Genomic DNA, 15208 nt, shown 5'->3' on the forward strand with positions numbered 1-15208 from the left:
AAAAAATACGTAACACGCCTCACCTTGGTGGGGCGTTTGTTTGAAAGCTTAGAAGAGACTATGGCAGCCAATCTGCTGATCGTGGAATCGCCCGCCAAGGCGAAGACCATCAAGAAATACCTCGGTGCCGACTTTGAGGTGCTGGCCTCCTATGGCCATGTGCGCGGACTGGTGCGCAAGGACGGTTCGGTAGACGTCGACAACGACTTCGCCATGAAATACCAGGTGATTGCACGCAACAGCAAGCATGTGGATGCCATTGCCAAGGCGGTGAAAGACGCCGACAACGTCTATCTGGCGACTGACCCGGACCGCGAAGGCGAGGCGATTTCCTGGCATATTCTGGAAATCCTCAAAGGCAAGCGGCTCACCGTCAACAAGACCATTCGCCGGGTGGTGTTCCACGAAATCACCCAGAGCGCGGTCAAAGACGCGGTGGCCAACCCGCGCGACATCGCATCCGATCTGGTCAACGCCCAGCAGGCACGGTCAGCGCTGGACTATCTGGTGGGTTTCAACCTGTCACCGCTGCTGTGGCGCAAGATTCGCCAAGGGCTCTCTGCCGGTCGGGTACAAAGCCCGGCGCTGCGCCTGATCTGCGAGCGTGAGCTGGAAATCCGCGCCTTCCAGAGCCAGGAGTACTGGTCCATCCATCTGGATAGCCACAAGAGCCGCACCCGCTTCTCCGCCAAGCTGTTCCAGTATCAAGGCAAGAAGCTGGAGCAGTTCGACATCAACAATGATGTCCGCCACAGCGAGGTGCTGGCCAGCCTCAATGGCCACCCGGCCAACGTGGTACAGGTGGAGAAAAAGCGCAAGTCGCGCAGCCCGGTGGCACCATTCACCACCTCCACCATGCTGCAGGAGGCGGGCCGCAAGCTGGGCCTGACGGCCGACCGTACCACCCGTGCCGCCCAGCAGCTGTACGAGGGGATCGACATTGGCAGCGGCCCGGTGGGTCTGATCACCTATATGCGTACCGACTCGGTAGCACTGGCGGCTGAGGCCGTCACCGAGATCCGCCACTACATCAGCAAAAACTTTGAGGCTGACAGCCTGCCTGCGCAGCCGGTGCAATACAAAAACAAGGCCAAGAATGCGCAGGAGGCGCACGAGGCGATTCGCCCGACCTCCATCTTCCGCACCCCGGAAGCGATGAAGGGCTTTCTGACGCCGGACCAGTTCAAGCTGTATGAAATGATCTGGAAGCGCACGGTATCCAGCCAGATGGCCCCGGCCCGCTTTGATGTGACCAGTGTTGATATCGAAGTGGGCAGTGGCAACCTGTTCCGCGCCAGCGGCCAGGTACTGACCTTTGCCGGTTTCATGGCGGTCTATCTGGAAGACGAGGACGACGCCGAGGATGAGGACAACGCCCGTCTGCCGGTGCTGGAACAAGGCGATGTGCTGCCGGTCGACCGCCTGTACGGTGACCAGCACTTTACCCAGCCACCACCGCGCTATACCGAAGCCAGCCTGATCAAGGCACTGGAAGAGTTCGGCATTGGCCGCCCGTCCACCTACCCCAGCATCATTACCACGCTCAAAGACCGTGAGTATGTGCTGGTGGACAAGAAGCGGCTGACTCCGACGGACACCGGTGAAGTGGTCAACAAATTCCTCACCGAGCACTTCACCCAGTACGTGGACTACCACTTCACCGCCAAGCTGGAAGACAAGCTGGACGAGATCTCCAATGGCGATCGCGACTGGATTCCGGTGATGCAGGAATTCTGGAAAGGCTTCCACAAGCAGGTGGAGGAGAAGAAGAACCTGACTCGTGCCGAAGTCACGCATGAGGCGCTGGACGAAGCCTGTCCCAAGTGCGGCAAGCAGCTCACCATCCGCTTTGGCAAGCGGGGCCGTTTTGTCGGCTGCTCGGGCTACCCGGAATGCGACTACACCCGCAACCTCAACGGCAACGCCGAAGAGGAAGAAGTGGAACCCTCGCTGGTGGAAGGCCGTATCTGCCCGAAATGTGGCGGCGGCATGGTGCTAAAGAATGGCCCGTATGGCAAGTTTGTCGGCTGCGCCAACTATCCGACCTGCAAGCACATCGAGCCGCTGGAAAAGCCCAAGGACACCGGTGTCACCTGCCCGGAGTGCAACAAAGGCACGCTGATCGAGCGCAAGAGCCGCTATGGCAAGCTGTTCTACAGCTGCAATACCTACCCGGCCTGCAAATACGCGACGTGGAATCCACCGCTGGCTGAAGCCTGCCCGCAGTGCAAGTGGCCGATTCTGACCCTGAAGACCACCAAGCGCCGTGGCACCGAAAAAGTGTGCCCGCAAAAGGAATGTGGTTACAGCGAAGTGGTGACGCCGCCCGAGCCCAAAGCCTGACGGTCGCATCCTGTGTCACCCCGGGTCGCACAAGCTGCTACCCGGCAAACCCGCCGCCTGGCCCCCTAGGCAGGCGGGTTTTTCTTGTGCGATGATAAGACATCAGCATGCCTCCGCCCGAGGCGATTAACCTTGCCGGAAAACCCATGACCTTAGTTCGAATCAGCCTGTTGGCTGCCCTGTGCCTCGCAGGCGCGGCCCACGCCGAGAAAGCTCCCGTCGCCAGCGACCCTTGCTTCAAATCGGTATTCAAAAAGACCGTTCAGCAGCAACAGTGGCAAGTGTTTGAATGTATGCCGGAAAACCCGATGGGGGTGACGGTGTACTACCGCGCCAGCCTGAAGCGCGCGGATGGCAGTCTGCAGGAGAGTGGCGTCATCGCTGCTGAGCCGCAACTACAGACCGATTACCACCTGCACGGTGGCGACCTGCTGCAACTCGATTTCGTCAGCGAACGTAATGGCAGCACCGCCTTTCTGCACCCGATGGCGGGGGACGGCAAAGCGTTATCCATGGTGCGCTTCGACTACCAAACGGGTGACGAAGAGTCTCTGCAAGTGGTGCGCAAAGGCCAGCAACTCAGCTTCAAACCCGCCCGCAACAAGATGAAGGTCAACATCCTGCCGGATGGCCAGCTACAGCTGCTAAAGAAGTAAAAAACGGGCAGCCTGGCTGCCCGTTTTGCTGGATGGTTTCACGTGAAACCATGTCACGTTCATCTCGCTTCGCTACGCGCCCGCACCTCGGCCAAAGTATGGCGATGGCACAGTGCGCCATTCTCAAACACCGTCAGCATGGCATCCTCATCACCCGGCAAGGGGGTGGCGGTGGTGACATAGGCGCCATTTCGACGATACAGCGCCACACGGCCCTTCTTGGAGACCTTGCCATGATCGGTGACAGGGTCCTTGTACACATCGCGCCAGCTACCATTGACCTGCATGGCACTGCACTTCATGGCAAACTTTTGCGTATCACGGTTGCATTGCTGCAGCAGCGCTCCGCCCATGCCAAACGCGATATTGTCAGCGGCAAAGCCCTTGGCCTGCAGGCCCGCCAGGATCGCCTCAATGGCTTGCAGATTGATGCCATCGCCCTGAATCAGGCGCACATGGTTGAGTAGCTTGTAGCCTTTGCTGTTGAGGGTCACGCCAAACTGCTCGGCCAGCATCTCGGCACTCTTGCGCACGATTTCCACCGGGTCGCCGGAATCGGGGCGCACCACCAGCGTGGCACCTGAGGCTACCACCTGCTCGCGCAGCTCGCCGCCCCAGCCCTGCTCGATGGCGTGGAACAGGTCATAGCTGTCGGACACCACCGCCAGCAATGCACCCGGCTTGGCGAACTGCTGCAACATGTTGCGATAAGCATCAAACTCATGCTCGCGCCCCCAGCTGGTGACGGTCGAGTGCTCCGCCGCCGGGATCGAGAAGCCCGCCATTGGCTCATCGTAATAACGGCGCGCAGCTACCAGCGACAGCACGGTGTCGGTGCCCATGAAATTGACCAGATGGGCGAGGCCACCGAGCGCCGAGCTCTCGGTACTGGATACCCCGCGCGCCCCGAAATCATGCAGCTTGAAAGGCAATTGCCCAGCCGGGTCATCCGAGGTCGCTTGCAGATAACGGCGGATGATCTGCTTGGCGTGCCACGATACCGTCGCCACCGTGGTGGTATACCACAGCCGCAGCAGCACCGGCTCCAGATAGCTGACCAGCCAGAACGCCGCCGGGTCGGTCGATTCTACCGTCACCAGACACTGGTGGGTCGGTACCACACTGCCTTCCGCCACCGCGCGAATGCGCAAGGGCAGCCGCCCCTGGTGTACGTCCAGAATGTGCTGCCAGCCCGCTTCGTTGAACGGTTCGCCGTGGGCGGCAAACAGCTCGCGCGCCTCGGCAATCATCCCGGCAGTGATCGGCTTGGACAGATAGTCCTGCAGGATGCTTTGCAGGCCGAAAAACACGGTACGGTCAAAACGCCCGCCACGCGATTCGATATAGGAATACATGGCCGAAGCGCCTGGCGGATATTGCAGGTAATGGCTGGCCTTGTAGGAATCGGTATTGAGGATCAGATTGTCAAACATGGTGCACCCCTTCCGGTTGCAATGATGGATCGCACCGGTCTTTCCGGTGCGCTGGGTGTTCAGGCCACACCCAGCAGGCCGTTGATGATTTCCAGATGATCTTCGTACAGGTGATGCTCCAGCTCCGGCAGATCACCCAGCGGAAACCAGCGGGCTTTTTCCGCATCGTCCCCGCCTTTGACCTTGGGCAGTTCAAACCACGGCAGTTCAATCAGGAAGGCTTCGGTCAGCGTGCGGCCACGCAAGGAGCGTTCCGGATGGTCGAACAGACGGCGATCCTTGATCGAGGTCTGCAAGATGGCGCGCATCTCGTCGATGCCGGTTTCCTCTCGCAGTTCGCGCAGCATGGCCTCTTCCGCCCGCTCATCCTGCCCGACAAAACCACCCGGCAGCGCCCACAGCCCTTTGCCCGGCTGTGCGCGCCGCTTCACCAGCAGCACATGCCCCTGACACACCACCACCGCATCGACGGTAAAGAAGGTGGGTGGGTAGGGCGCATCAGCCCAGGCGGCACGGTACTGCTGGGTAAAGGCTTGCTCCTGCTTCAGCAACAGATAATCGCGGGTTTCAGCAAAGGCGCGCAGGTAATCCAGCACCGGCAGCGGTACCCGGGTACGCAGCAGCATGTCCCAGCGCGGCGTACCACTCTCGTTGCTGTCATCACCGAAATACCATTGCCGCAACGTAGTGGCATCCAGACCGTCGATATTCTCAACATCTTCCAGCGTCCACTGCGGAAAGGTTTTCAGGTAATAGGAGCTGTGATCCTTCAGGTGGCCGATCAAGCCGATGCGCGCAGGCTCCTGCAGGTGTGCCACCTGCTGCGCAACCGTCGCGTGTACTTGTGCCAGCCATTGGTGTTCGTTATACAGGTAATCGCGTAGCGGCAGGATGCTGACCCGCTCGCGCTCTTCGTTACTCAGGCAGTCCAGCAGCATCATGCGCCGCTCTTCATAGCTGAACGGGTTTTTGATGGTTCGAGGTTTGAAGGCGGTACCGACCAGCACAATCACATGGTCAGCCAGGCGTAGCGCACGCTGCAGGGTTTTGAGGTGTGCGGCATGCATCGGCTGAAAACGGCCGATGTACACCAGATGGGTGTAATGATTCATGGCAGCGATTCTCCATCGCAGGTTCAACACAAGGGTCCGTCTCTCGGACCTGTGATGACTATGCCACTGTCGCGCAGGGTTGGCAAGCCGGCGGCCCGGCTTGCCTGGTCGCTTCAGATACGGGCAAACGCTCGCCGCGCCGCGGCCAGCGTGGCGTCAATCACCGCATCATCGTGCACAATGGAGACAAAACCGGCCTCATAGGCGCTCGGCGCCAGATAGACGCCTTCGTCCAGCATGGCGTGGAAAAAGGCGTTGAAGCGGGCGATATCGCTGCGGGTCACTTCGGCAAAATTCTGCGGGACTTCCGCAGTGAAGTAGAGGCCAAACATGCTGCCCATGCTCTGCGCCGAAAACACCACACCCGCTTCGCGGGCCGCGTCCTGCAAGCCCGCAGCCAGCCGTGCGGCACGCTGACTCAGCGTCTCGTAGAAGCCGGGTTGACGAATCTTGTTCAGCGTTACCAGACCGGCCGTCACGGCCAGCGGGTTGCCGGAGAGGGTACCGGCCTGGTACACCCCGCCCAGCGGCGCAATATGCGCCATGATGTCGCGGCGGCCACCAAATGCCCCCACCGGCATGCCGCCGCCGATCACCTTGCCCAGCGTGGTCAGGTCTGGCGTGATGCCATAGCGTCCTTGCACCCCGGTGAGCCCCACACGGAAACCGGTCATCACTTCGTCAAAAATCAGCACGGCGCCAGAGGCTGTGCACAGCTCACGCAAACGACGATGGTAGGCTTCACCGGGTGCAATCAGGTTCATGTTACCGGCAAAGGGCTCGATGATCACTGCCGCGATCTCGGCGCCTTTTTCCGCAAATACCGCTTCCAGTGCAGGCAGGTCATTGAACGGCAGCACCAGGGTATGCCGAGCGATTTCTTCCGGCACCCCTGCCGAGCTGGTTTGGCCAAACGTCAGCAAGCCAGAGCCCGCCTTGACCAGCAGCGAGTCGCTGTGACCATGATAGCAGCCCTCAAACTTGATCAGCAGGCTGCGCCCGGTGAAGCCCCGCGCCAGACGAATGGCACTCATGGTCGCCTCAGTACCGCTCGACACCAGCCGCACCTGCTCCATGCTGGGCAGCAGCTCGCAGATCAGTTCCGCCAGCTCGACCTCGCCCTCGGTGGGCGCGCCAAAGGAGAAGCCGCGTGTCGCCGCTTGCTGCACCGCTGCCACCACATCAGCATCGCCATGGCCGAGGATCATCGGCCCCCAGGACTGGATATAGTCGATGTATTGCTTGCCGTCCGCGTCCCACATATAAGGGCCTTGGGCGCGGTCAATAAAGCGCGGCGTGCCGCCGACGGATTTGAAAGCACGAACGGGTGAATTCACACCGCCGGGAATACTGCGCTGGGCGCGCTCAAACAATTGCTGGTTACGGTTCATGGGCTTATCCAGTCACAGGGGTAGGGCACAGCCCGCAGGCTGCGCAGAATCAGGGGCCACTATGGCGCAGGCGGCACCGGGCTGCCTTGCGCAGGATCAGCCCATTGCGTATACGGGTGTTGCGACAGCCAGGCATTGGTATAGCGGCCATCCTCGGTCACTTCCTCGCCCAGCCAGTCCGGGCGGGTGAACGGCGTGTGCTCGTCGGGTAGCTCTATCTCAGCCAGAATCAAACCGGCATTATCCCCGAAGAACTCGTCCACTTCCCAGATAAAGCCATCCAGTTCGATGCGGTAGCGCTTTTTCTCCACCTGCATGGCACACAGGTGGGTCAGCATGGCTTCGGCATCCGCCAAGGGGACCGGGTACTCGAATTCGTGGCGGCGCATGCTGGAAATCTGCCCTTTCAGGGTCAACCAGGCCAGCTCACCCACCACCCGCACCCGCACGGTGCGCTGCGGCTCCACCGAGACATAGCCCTGGCGATACCAGATGCCAGGGGCCAAACCACGCCAGCGCTCGCCGTTGACCTTGAAACGGCGTTCGATTTCATACGCCATGATGTGACCTTTCAGAACGGCTTGAGCACCACCAGAAACACCACTGCAAACAGCAGCAGCACCGGGATTTCATTGAATACCCGGTACCAGCGGTGGCTACGCTGGTTGCGGCCTTCAACAAAGGATTTGAGCAACTGGCGACAGCAGCCGTGATACACCAGCAGCAGCAGCACCAGCGCCAGCTTGGCGTGCAGCCAGCCGCCGCTGATGCCGAAGCCCAGCCACAACCAGCAACCGAACGTCACCGCCAGTAGCGCCAGCGGCGTCATGAAGCGGTAAAGCTTGCTGGCCATCAGCGTCAGCCGCAGGGTGGCCTTGGCGTCGGTTTCCATCGCCAGATTGACGAAAATACGTGGCAAGTAGAACAGCCCGGCAAACCAGCTGATCACAAAAACCAGGTGCAGTGCCTTGAGAATGCCGTAACTGTTCACCCTGCCTCCTTAGCGCTTGCGGGCGGCTTCGTACAGCGGCACCACCTTGGGCATGGCATCGCGCAGGGTCTGGGCACGGGTCTTGTCGGACGGATGGGTGGAGAGGATCTCCGGTGGTTTGCCGCCACCCAGATTACCCATCTTCTCCCACAGCGACACCGCAGCACGCGGGTCATACCCCGCACGTGCCGTCAGCTCCAGCCCCATCAGATCCGCCTCACTCTCGTGCTCACGGCTGTGCGGCAGGGTGTATGCCACCGTAAAGGCCTGTCCCAGCAGATCCTGCTGCTGGGTATTGAGCTTGGCCGCAGCACCGAGGATCGACAGGGTCAGCGATGCCCCATAGGCTTGCGACAGGCGCTCACGTGAATGCTCGCGCAACGCGTGGGCAATTTCGTGACCAATTACTGCAGCCAGCTCATCGTCCGTCGCTTTCAGCCGGTCGATCAGCCCAGTGTAGACCATGATCTTGCCACCGGCCATGCAGTAGGCGTTCACTTCATCCTTGCGCTGGACATTCACTTCCCAGTTCCAGCGCTGTGCATCCTGACGGAACACGCCCACCTGGGCAATCAGGCGATTGCTGATGGTCCGCACCCGCTCATACGCCTTGCGATCGGCGTTCAGGGCACTTCCGGCTTCCTGCTTTTCCTGCAGATAGGCAGCCAGCGCCATGTCTTCGGTCTGCTTGGCGCTGACCATCATGCTCTGCTTGCGGTTGACGCCGACCACACCGCTATCCGTAGTCTTGACCGACTTGCAGGCCACCAGCGACAAACTGGCGACCACCGCCAGCGCGATGCCTTTGCGCAACCATGGGCGGGCCATGCTCAGATCTCCACCATTTCAAAATCATCCTTGCGCGCACCGCAGTCTGGGCAGGTCCAGTTCATCGGCACATCCTCCCAGCGGGTACCTGGCGCAATATTGTCTTCCGGACGGCCTTCAGCCTCATCGTAAATCAGCCCACAAATCAGGCACATATAGGTTTTCATGCGATTCCTCACTGATGACTTGCAGCGTGGTACAGGCAGTAGCACGCAGCATGGGGTAGAATGCCATTTTACTGTGAAGCCAGCCCCTCTGCACCATGTCCGACAGCCCACCCATCGTTCTCTCCTTTGCCGCCAGTGACAGCACCGGTGGCGGTGGCCTGCAAGCCGACGTTCTGACCATTGCCAGCATGGGCGGCCACCCTTTATCGGTGGTGACCGCGCTTACCGTGCAGGATACCCTCGGCGTGGAAAGCGTGCTGCCAATAGAGGCAGACTGGATTGCCGAGCAAGCCCGCGCGGTGCTGGAAGATATACCGGTGACGGCCTTCAAGGTGGGCATGGTGGGTAGCGTAGAGGGCATCGCCGCCATTGCCGAAATCGTGGCCGACTATCCGGATATTCCGCTGATTCTGGACCCTTGCCTGGCGTCACGCCGCGGTGACCAGCTGGCGGACGATGACATCATCGACGCCCTGCGCGAAATGCTGATCCCGCAAGCCACGCTGATTACGCCGAACCTGCTGGAAGCCCGCCGCCTGCTGCAGGCCGAGCAGGACGAGGAAGAAGAGGAATACGGACTGGACGATCTGGCCGCTCGTCTGCTCGCGCTGGGCACCGAATATGTGATGATCACCGGCACGCTGGACCCGACCAGCGACGTAATCAACCGCCTGTATCATGAACAGGATGGCAAGCTGCTGGAATCGAGCTGGCCGCGCTTTCCGCATAGCTATCACGGTGCCGGCGCCACCCTCTCCGCCGGTATTGCCACCGGACTGGCCAGCGGGTTGGTACTGAAAGAGGCGGTGCAGGATGCGCAAGATTACACCTGGCAGACCCTGCAGCATGCCTTCCGTCCCGGCATGGGCCAACATCTGCCGGACCGGCTGTACTGGGCAGTGGAAGAAGAGGGTGGCAGCGAAGACTAAGCCACCCAAGCTCCATCAACGCAGCTTATGTTTCGCCATGCACGCCAGCATGGCATCACGCCCCTTGAAGCCGCCTTCGGTGGCCGCCACCAGCACGGTTTTGCCATCAAGCATCATTTCAAAATCGCCCCGGTCAACAATGCTTTTCACCGTTTCCTGCAGCTTGATCGGGGTGATCAGGTAGGCTCCCGGCATCCACGCAAATGGTGCCCGCCCACTCTGCTCATTCAGTCGCATCGACACTTCTACCTTTTGAGGAGACGTCGGGGAATCCATTCCAGGACCGGCGTAAACGGCAACGGGTGACCCGGTGCCCTTGGGGCTGGCAAAGAAGAACTTGTTGTCATTCTGGGCGAACAACAGCGTGCATTTGCTGTCTTTGGGGTTGCGACCTTCAATCAGAAACCAGAGGCCTTTATTGCTGCCTCGGTGCACCAGTGTCCAACCTGGTGGCAGCTTGACTTTAGCTGCAGGATCATCCCCTTGCAGCGTCACTTGGCCGGTCTGCATCTTGCTTAGAAGGTCGGCATAGTCTTGCAGGGCCGCATCATTATCTTCCGCATGGGCAAGACCCATCGTCAGTATGACGCCGGTGATCAGCATGCGAGTACCCCAGCCGGTAAAAAGTGCCTTCATATGGTTTCTCCAGAGGAAAATACGCCATTCGGCAGTCAGGCCGGGATCTCTTCGTAGAAATGGATGGTCATGTCGCATGCCTGATCCCGCAAAGGGACCAGCGCTTGGTAGCGCACATCGCCATAAAAGCGGTCTGCATGCGCCGCATCACGGAAACGAAATACAGCGCCCACCTCAGCGCCAGGCGCTTCTCCACGCAGGGCATGGGCATAACGTCCGCGGACAACCACCTCGACACCCAGCTCGACCATCAGCGGGGCAGCAGCACCGACATACGCCTTGAAAGCGTCCATGTCTTTCAGCTTGGCATAGGAATAATTCAACAGCGTCATACTCACCTTCCTCGTTTCAACGGCCGGTTGAGTTCAGGCAGAGTAGCCAAAACGCTCAAGCAAGCCATCCAGTTGTTCCAGGCTCAGGTACTCGATTACGATCTTGCCACGACCTTTGCTGCCGCCGCGGACTTCAACACGGGCACCCAGCCGGTCCGACAGGCCTTCTGACAGGCGCGCCACATCAGCATCCACCTTTTTCTCGGTTTTGACCGGCGGGTTCAGTACCTGTTTGACCAAGGCTTCGGTCTGCCGCACCGACAAGCCCTTATCCGCCACCGACTGCGCCACCGCACTTTGCTGCGGCAGTGGCAAGGCCAGCAGCGCCCGTGCATGCCCCATGTCGATGCCGCCTTCGCTCAACAGCGCCTGCACCGGGCGCGACAGCTGCAGCAGGCGCAGCAGGTTGCTTACTGCACTGCGTGAACGGCCAACGGCCGTTGCAGCGCTGTCGTGCGTCATGCCAAATTCATCAATCAGGCGTTGCAGGCCTTGGGCTTCTTCCAGTGCGTTTAGTTCCTGCCGCTGGATGTTCTCGATCAGCGCGATGGCGAGTGCTGCCTCATCCGGCACATCCCGCACCAGCACCGGCACCTCGGTGAGCCCTGCCAGCTGCGAAGCACGCCAGCGACGCTCACCGGCAATGATTTCGTAATCGGTATCCGATACCGCCCGCACCAGAATCGGCTGAATCAGACCCTGAGCCTTGATCGATGCCGCCAGCTCGTCCAGCGCCGCCACATCCATATGGCTGCGCGGCTGGTATTTGCCGGGGCGCAAGCGCGACACCGGCAGCGTCATCAAGGTATCGCGGCTACTGTCCAGATCGCCGCCCAGCAGGGCATCCAGCCCGCGGCCCAGACCTTTCAGTTTGGCCATGATCGGTTTCCTTTCGTGATAGCAGGGGGTCAGGCGCTGGCGGTTTCCGCAATCTGCAGGCCCAGCCGGGCCATCAGTTCGTCGGTGAAAGCCAGATAGGCTTGCGCGCCACGTGAGGTCTTGTCGTACAGCATGCCCGGAATGCCGTAGCTGGGCGCTTCAGCCAGCCGTACATTGCGTGGGATGACGGTATCAAACACTTTGTTGCCAAAGTGCTTTTGCAGCTGCTCGGCCACCTGCTGGCTCAGCGTACTGCGGCTGTCCACCATGGTGCGCAGCAGACCGAGAATGTCGATTTTCGGATTGAGGTGCTTCTTCACCATGCGTACGGTGTTGACCAGATCGGTGAGCCCTTCCAGCGCGTAGTATTCGCACTGCATCGGGATCAGCACCGAATCGGCCGCCACCAGCCCATTGAGCGTCAGCAGGTTGAGCGCCGGCGGGCAATCCAGCAAGATCAGATCGTAGTCCGCCTTGATGTCTGCCAGCGCGCCTTTCAGGCGCTGCTCGCGCGCCATCATCGACACCATCTCGACTTCCGCCCCGGCCAGGTCACGGTTGGCGGGCAGCACGTCAAAACCGCCGCTGTCCGAATGCTGGCGCACGCTGGCAAGCTCGGCATCCTCGACCAGAATCTGGTAGATGGTCTGCTGCAGGTGCTGTTTGTCCACCCCGGCACCCATGGTGGCGTTGGCCTGCGGGTCAAGGTCAATCAGCAGCACGCGCAGGCCGCGGCTGGACAGCCCGGCAGCCAGATTGACTGCGGTGGTGGTCTTGCCGACGCCACCCTTCTGGTTGGCAATTGCCAGCGTCAAAGCCATGCGTGCTTCCCCCGCCTCAGATCAGGCCGTCACCTTGAGGGTGACCAGATGTCGTTCTGCGCCCAGCCCCGGCACCTCCAGCGGCTGAACATGTTCTACCTCAAACCCGGCTGGCAGATGGGCTATTTCCTCGAAAGGGTACACCCCTTTCATGGCCTGGAAGCGGCCACCCGCTGCCAGCGCGCTCTTGGCCAGTTTGACGAAGTCCGCCAGCTCAGAGAAAGCACGCGAGATGATGGTATCAAACGCCAGACCACTCAGCGCTTCGACGCGTGAGGTATGCACCGTGACATTCGCCAGCTTCAGCTCGATGGCCGCTTGCTGCAGGAACGCGGTTTTCTTGTGGTTGCTGTCCACCAGATGCACCTGCCACTCGGGACGGGAAATGGCCAGCAACAAACCCGGAATGCCACCGCCGCTGCCCACATCCAGCAGGCGCTGGGTGGTGGTGAGGCAGGGCAGTACGGCCAGCGCGTCCAGCAGATGGTGGGTGACCATCTGTTCCGGGTCGCGCACGGCGGTGAGGTTATGCACCTTGTTCCACTTCACCAGCAAGGCGAGGTAATCCATCAATTGCTGCTGCACCGCCGGGGAAAGGTCGAGGCCCAGTTGGCGAATGCCGTCAGCCAGTTGTTCTGCCAGTTGCGGGTGGGTCATGGTAACCGTATGCAATCCAAAAAGGTGGGTAGGGAGCGCCTGCTATGTGCAGCAGGCCGCCATCATGCCGACTTGCGCTCTGCCGCCAGCCGCTTCAAATGCACCAGCAACAGGGAAATTGCAGCCGGGGTCATGCCGGAAATGCGCGATGCCTGACCAATGGTTTCCGGCCGGTGCTGACTCAGCTTCTGCTGCACTTCCTTGGAGAGGCCGCGCACCGTGCTGTAATCCAGATCGTCCGGCAGGCGCACGCCTTCCAGTCCTTCGGCACGCGCCACTTCCAGTTGCTGGCGGTCGATGTAGCCTTGGTACTTGATCTGGATTTCCACTTGCTCTTTGACCGCCGGATCGGTCTGCGCCTGCTCAGGCAGCGCCTCCAGCCCGCTCACCTGCAAGGTGTGCAACAAGTCGTAATCCATATTGGGGCGACGCAGCAGGTCGGCCAGCGTGTATTCGCGCTCAATGCGCTGGCCCAGTACCCGCTCGGATTCGTGTGCCGCCAGAATGCGCGGATTCACCCAGGTGGCTTTCAGCCGCTCGATGTCAGTGGCCACCGCATCCCGTTTGCGGCTGAAGGCATCCCAGCGGGCATCATCCACCACGCCCAGTGCGCGGCCTTGCTCGGTCAGGCGCAGGTCGGCATTGTCCTCGCGCAGTTGCAGCCGGAATTCGGCACGGCTGGTAAACATGCGGTAAGGCTCGGTCACGCCCCGGGTAATCAGGTCGTCCACCAGCACACCCAGATAGGCTTCATCACGCCCCGGGCACCAGCCGTCCAGTTCGCGCGCCAGCCGGGCGGCGTTGATCCCCGCCAGCAGACCCTGCGCGGCCGCTTCTTCGTAACCGGTGGTGCCGTTGATCTGCCCCGCAAAGAACAGGCCTCGGATGGCCTTGGTCTCCAGTGTCTGCTTCAGGCCACGCGGGTCGAAATAATCGTATTCGATGGCATAGCCGGGGCGCAGGATGTGTGCCTGCTCCAGCCCCGGCAAACTGCGGATGATCTGCCACTGCACATCAAACGGCAGGCTGGTGGAGACGCCATTCGGGTAAATCTCGTGCGTGGTCAGCCCTTCCGGCTCCAGGAACACCTGATGGCTGTCCTTGTCGGCAAAGCGGGTGACCTTGTCCTCAATCGACGGGCAGTAGCGCGGGCCGACGCCTTCAATCACGCCCGCGTACATCGGCGAGCGGTCCAGATTGGCGCGGATCAGATCATGCGTGGCAGTACTGGTATGCGTAATCCAGCACGGCAGCTGCTGCGGGTGCAGGGCACGGCTGCCCATGAAGGAGAACACCGGAGCCGGATCATCGCCGGGCTGTACTTCCAGCCGTGAAAAATCAATGGTACGGCCATCAATGCGCGGCGGCGTGCCGGTTTTCAGCCGCCCCACCGGCAGCTGCAATTCCCGCAGCCGCTGCGACAGCGTCACCGCCGCCGGATCGCCCGCACGGCCTGCGGTGTAGTGCTGCATGCCGACATGCACCAGCCCATTGAGGAAGGTACCCGCCGTCAGCACCACGGTACGCGCCGTAAAGCGCAGGCCGATTTGCGTGACCACCCCGCTGACCCGATCCCCCTCCAGCAGCAGGTCATCCACCGCTTGCTGGAACAGGGTCAGATGCGGCTGGTTCTCCAGCCGGTGGCGAATCGCCGCCTTGTACAGCACGCGGTCTGCCTGCGCGCGGGTGGCGCGCACCGCCGGGCCTTTGGAGGAATTCAGGGTACGGAACTGGATACCGGCCTCGTCCGTGGCGATTGCCATGGCGCCACCCAGTGCATCCACTTCGCGCACCAGATGGCCCTTGCCAATGCCGCCGATCGACGGGTTGCACGACATCTGCCCCAAGGTCTCGATATTATGGGTGAGCAGCAGCGTCTCGCAGCCCATACGGGCTGCGGCCAGCGCGGCTTCGGTACCGGCATGACCGCCGCCGACCACGATCACATCAAAAGACTTGGGGAACTGCATGAACATCGCACCTGCAAAAAGCATTCAGAGCGGTATTCTACAGGAAATCAGACACTTGGCGTA

At 60.9% G+C, this 15208-nt stretch carries 16 protein-coding genes; 3 read left to right on the plus strand and 13 right to left on the minus strand.

Annotation, left to right across the window (positions count from 1 at the left end):
* Positions 1-60 precede the first annotated feature (60 nt).
* Together topA and HF682_RS15545 are read left to right on the plus strand one after the other, a co-directional pair.
* Positions 61-2343 (plus strand): type I DNA topoisomerase, encoded by a 2283-nt coding sequence (topA, locus tag HF682_RS15540; RefSeq protein WP_168878249.1) that lies wholly within the window; start codon positions 61-63, stop codon positions 2341-2343.
* A 146-nt stretch (positions 2344-2489) separates the two neighbouring features.
* The gene (locus tag HF682_RS15545) at positions 2490-2999 is read left to right on the plus strand and encodes a hypothetical protein (protein WP_168878250.1); all 510 of its coding nucleotides are present in this window, start codon (positions 2490-2492) and stop codon (positions 2997-2999) included.
* Positions 3000-3058: 59 nt separating this feature from the next.
* On the opposite strand, the gene HF682_RS15550 is transcribed toward HF682_RS15545, so the two are convergent.
* The 7 genes from HF682_RS15550 to HF682_RS15580 all read right to left on the minus strand — a co-directional run bounded on the left by HF682_RS15550 (position 3059) and on the right by HF682_RS15580 (position 8921).
* Positions 3059-4432, minus strand: coding sequence for a nicotinate phosphoribosyltransferase (locus HF682_RS15550; protein ID WP_168878251.1), 1374 nt, complete (start codon positions 4430-4432; stop codon positions 3059-3061).
* A 59-nt stretch (positions 4433-4491) separates the two neighbouring features.
* Positions 4492-5544: a bifunctional nicotinamide-nucleotide adenylyltransferase/Nudix hydroxylase gene (locus HF682_RS15555; protein ID WP_168878252.1), complete on the minus strand. Its 1053-nt coding sequence runs from the start codon at positions 5542-5544 to the stop codon at positions 4492-4494.
* 113 nt (positions 5545-5657) lie between these two features.
* Positions 5658-6935 (minus strand): glutamate-1-semialdehyde 2,1-aminomutase, encoded by a 1278-nt coding sequence (hemL, locus tag HF682_RS15560; protein WP_168878253.1) that lies wholly within the window; start codon positions 6933-6935, stop codon positions 5658-5660.
* 59 nt (positions 6936-6994) lie between these two features.
* A complete protein-coding gene (locus HF682_RS15565; protein WP_168878254.1) occupies positions 6995-7495 on the minus strand; it encodes a CYTH domain-containing protein in 501 nt (166 codons plus the stop codon).
* A gap of 11 nt (positions 7496-7506) precedes the next feature.
* On the minus strand, positions 7507-7926 hold the full coding sequence (locus HF682_RS15570) for a CopD family protein (protein WP_168878255.1): 420 nt from the start codon (positions 7924-7926) through the stop codon (positions 7507-7509).
* Positions 7927-7935: 9 nt separating this feature from the next.
* Positions 7936-8754 (minus strand): M48 family metallopeptidase, encoded by an 819-nt coding sequence (locus tag HF682_RS15575; RefSeq protein ID WP_168878256.1) that lies wholly within the window; start codon positions 8752-8754, stop codon positions 7936-7938.
* Positions 8755-8756: 2 nt separating this feature from the next.
* Positions 8757-8921, minus strand: a complete 165-nt coding sequence (locus HF682_RS15580; RefSeq protein ID WP_168878257.1) for a rubredoxin — start codon at positions 8919-8921, stop codon at positions 8757-8759.
* Positions 8922-9016: 95 nt separating this feature from the next.
* On the opposite strand from HF682_RS15580, the gene thiD reads away from it, so the two are divergent.
* Positions 9017-9850 carry a bifunctional hydroxymethylpyrimidine kinase/phosphomethylpyrimidine kinase gene (gene thiD / locus HF682_RS15585; protein WP_168878258.1) on the plus strand — a complete coding sequence of 278 codons (834 nt, stop codon included), beginning with the start codon at positions 9017-9019 and terminating at the stop codon, positions 9848-9850.
* A 15-nt stretch (positions 9851-9865) separates the two neighbouring features.
* Here the strand turns inward: thiD and HF682_RS15590 are convergent, their stop codons facing one another.
* From HF682_RS15590 to mnmG, 6 genes are all read right to left on the minus strand, one after another.
* On the minus strand, positions 9866-10486 hold the full coding sequence (locus tag HF682_RS15590) for a hypothetical protein (RefSeq protein ID WP_168878259.1): 621 nt from the start codon (positions 10484-10486) through the stop codon (positions 9866-9868).
* Positions 10487-10521: 35 nt separating this feature from the next.
* Positions 10522-10818, minus strand: coding sequence for a DUF1330 domain-containing protein (locus HF682_RS15595; protein WP_168878260.1), 297 nt, complete (start codon positions 10816-10818; stop codon positions 10522-10524).
* 33 nt (positions 10819-10851) lie between these two features.
* Positions 10852-11697 (minus strand): ParB/RepB/Spo0J family partition protein, encoded by an 846-nt coding sequence (locus HF682_RS15600; protein WP_168878261.1) that lies wholly within the window; start codon positions 11695-11697, stop codon positions 10852-10854.
* Positions 11698-11726: 29 nt separating this feature from the next.
* A complete protein-coding gene (locus tag HF682_RS15605; protein ID WP_168878262.1) occupies positions 11727-12518 on the minus strand; it encodes a ParA family protein in 792 nt (263 codons plus the stop codon).
* A 21-nt stretch (positions 12519-12539) separates the two neighbouring features.
* Entirely contained in the window at positions 12540-13175 is a 636-nt protein-coding gene (gene rsmG / locus HF682_RS15610; protein WP_168878263.1) for a 16S rRNA (guanine(527)-N(7))-methyltransferase RsmG, read from the minus strand.
* Between the two features lie 62 nt (positions 13176-13237).
* Complete coding sequence (mnmG, locus tag HF682_RS15615; RefSeq protein WP_168878264.1) at positions 13238-15145, minus strand: tRNA uridine-5-carboxymethylaminomethyl(34) synthesis enzyme MnmG; 1908 nt, start codon at positions 15143-15145, stop codon at positions 13238-13240.
* Positions 15146-15208: the final 63 nt, after the last annotated feature.

It is taken from the genome of Leeia aquatica, from assembly GCF_012641365.1.
Lineage (GTDB): Bacteria > Pseudomonadota > Gammaproteobacteria > Burkholderiales > Leeiaceae > Leeia > Leeia aquatica.

Coding starts and splice junctions, on each gene's coding strand:
- HF682_RS15545 (WP_168878250.1), top strand. CDS start 2,490: ATGACCTTAGTTCGAATCAGCCTGTTGGCTGCCCTGTGCCTCGCAGGC.
- mnmG (WP_168878264.1), bottom strand. CDS start 15,145: ATGCAGTTCCCCAAGTCTTTTGATGTGATCGTGGTCGGCGGCGGTCAT.
- HF682_RS15590 (WP_168878259.1), bottom strand. CDS start 10,486: ATGAAGGCACTTTTTACCGGCTGGGGTACTCGCATGCTGATCACCGGC.
- topA (WP_168878249.1), top strand. CDS start 61: ATGGCAGCCAATCTGCTGATCGTGGAATCGCCCGCCAAGGCGAAGACC.
- HF682_RS15565 (WP_168878254.1), bottom strand. CDS start 7,495: ATGGCGTATGAAATCGAACGCCGTTTCAAGGTCAACGGCGAGCGCTGG.
- HF682_RS15575 (WP_168878256.1), bottom strand. CDS start 8,754: ATGGCCCGCCCATGGTTGCGCAAAGGCATCGCGCTGGCGGTGGTCGCC.
- HF682_RS15550 (WP_168878251.1), bottom strand. CDS start 4,432: ATGTTTGACAATCTGATCCTCAATACCGATTCCTACAAGGCCAGCCAT.
- HF682_RS15580 (WP_168878257.1), bottom strand. CDS start 8,921: ATGAAAACCTATATGTGCCTGATTTGTGGGCTGATTTACGATGAGGCT.
- HF682_RS15600 (WP_168878261.1), bottom strand. CDS start 11,697: ATGGCCAAACTGAAAGGTCTGGGCCGCGGGCTGGATGCCCTGCTGGGC.
- HF682_RS15595 (WP_168878260.1), bottom strand. CDS start 10,818: ATGACGCTGTTGAATTATTCCTATGCCAAGCTGAAAGACATGGACGCT.
- HF682_RS15605 (WP_168878262.1), bottom strand. CDS start 12,518: ATGGCTTTGACGCTGGCAATTGCCAACCAGAAGGGTGGCGTCGGCAAG.
- HF682_RS15555 (WP_168878252.1), bottom strand. CDS start 5,544: ATGAATCATTACACCCATCTGGTGTACATCGGCCGTTTTCAGCCGATG.
- thiD (WP_168878258.1), top strand. CDS start 9,017: ATGTCCGACAGCCCACCCATCGTTCTCTCCTTTGCCGCCAGTGACAGC.
- hemL (WP_168878253.1), bottom strand. CDS start 6,935: ATGAACCGTAACCAGCAATTGTTTGAGCGCGCCCAGCGCAGTATTCCC.
- rsmG (WP_168878263.1), bottom strand. CDS start 13,175: ATGACCCACCCGCAACTGGCAGAACAACTGGCTGACGGCATTCGCCAA.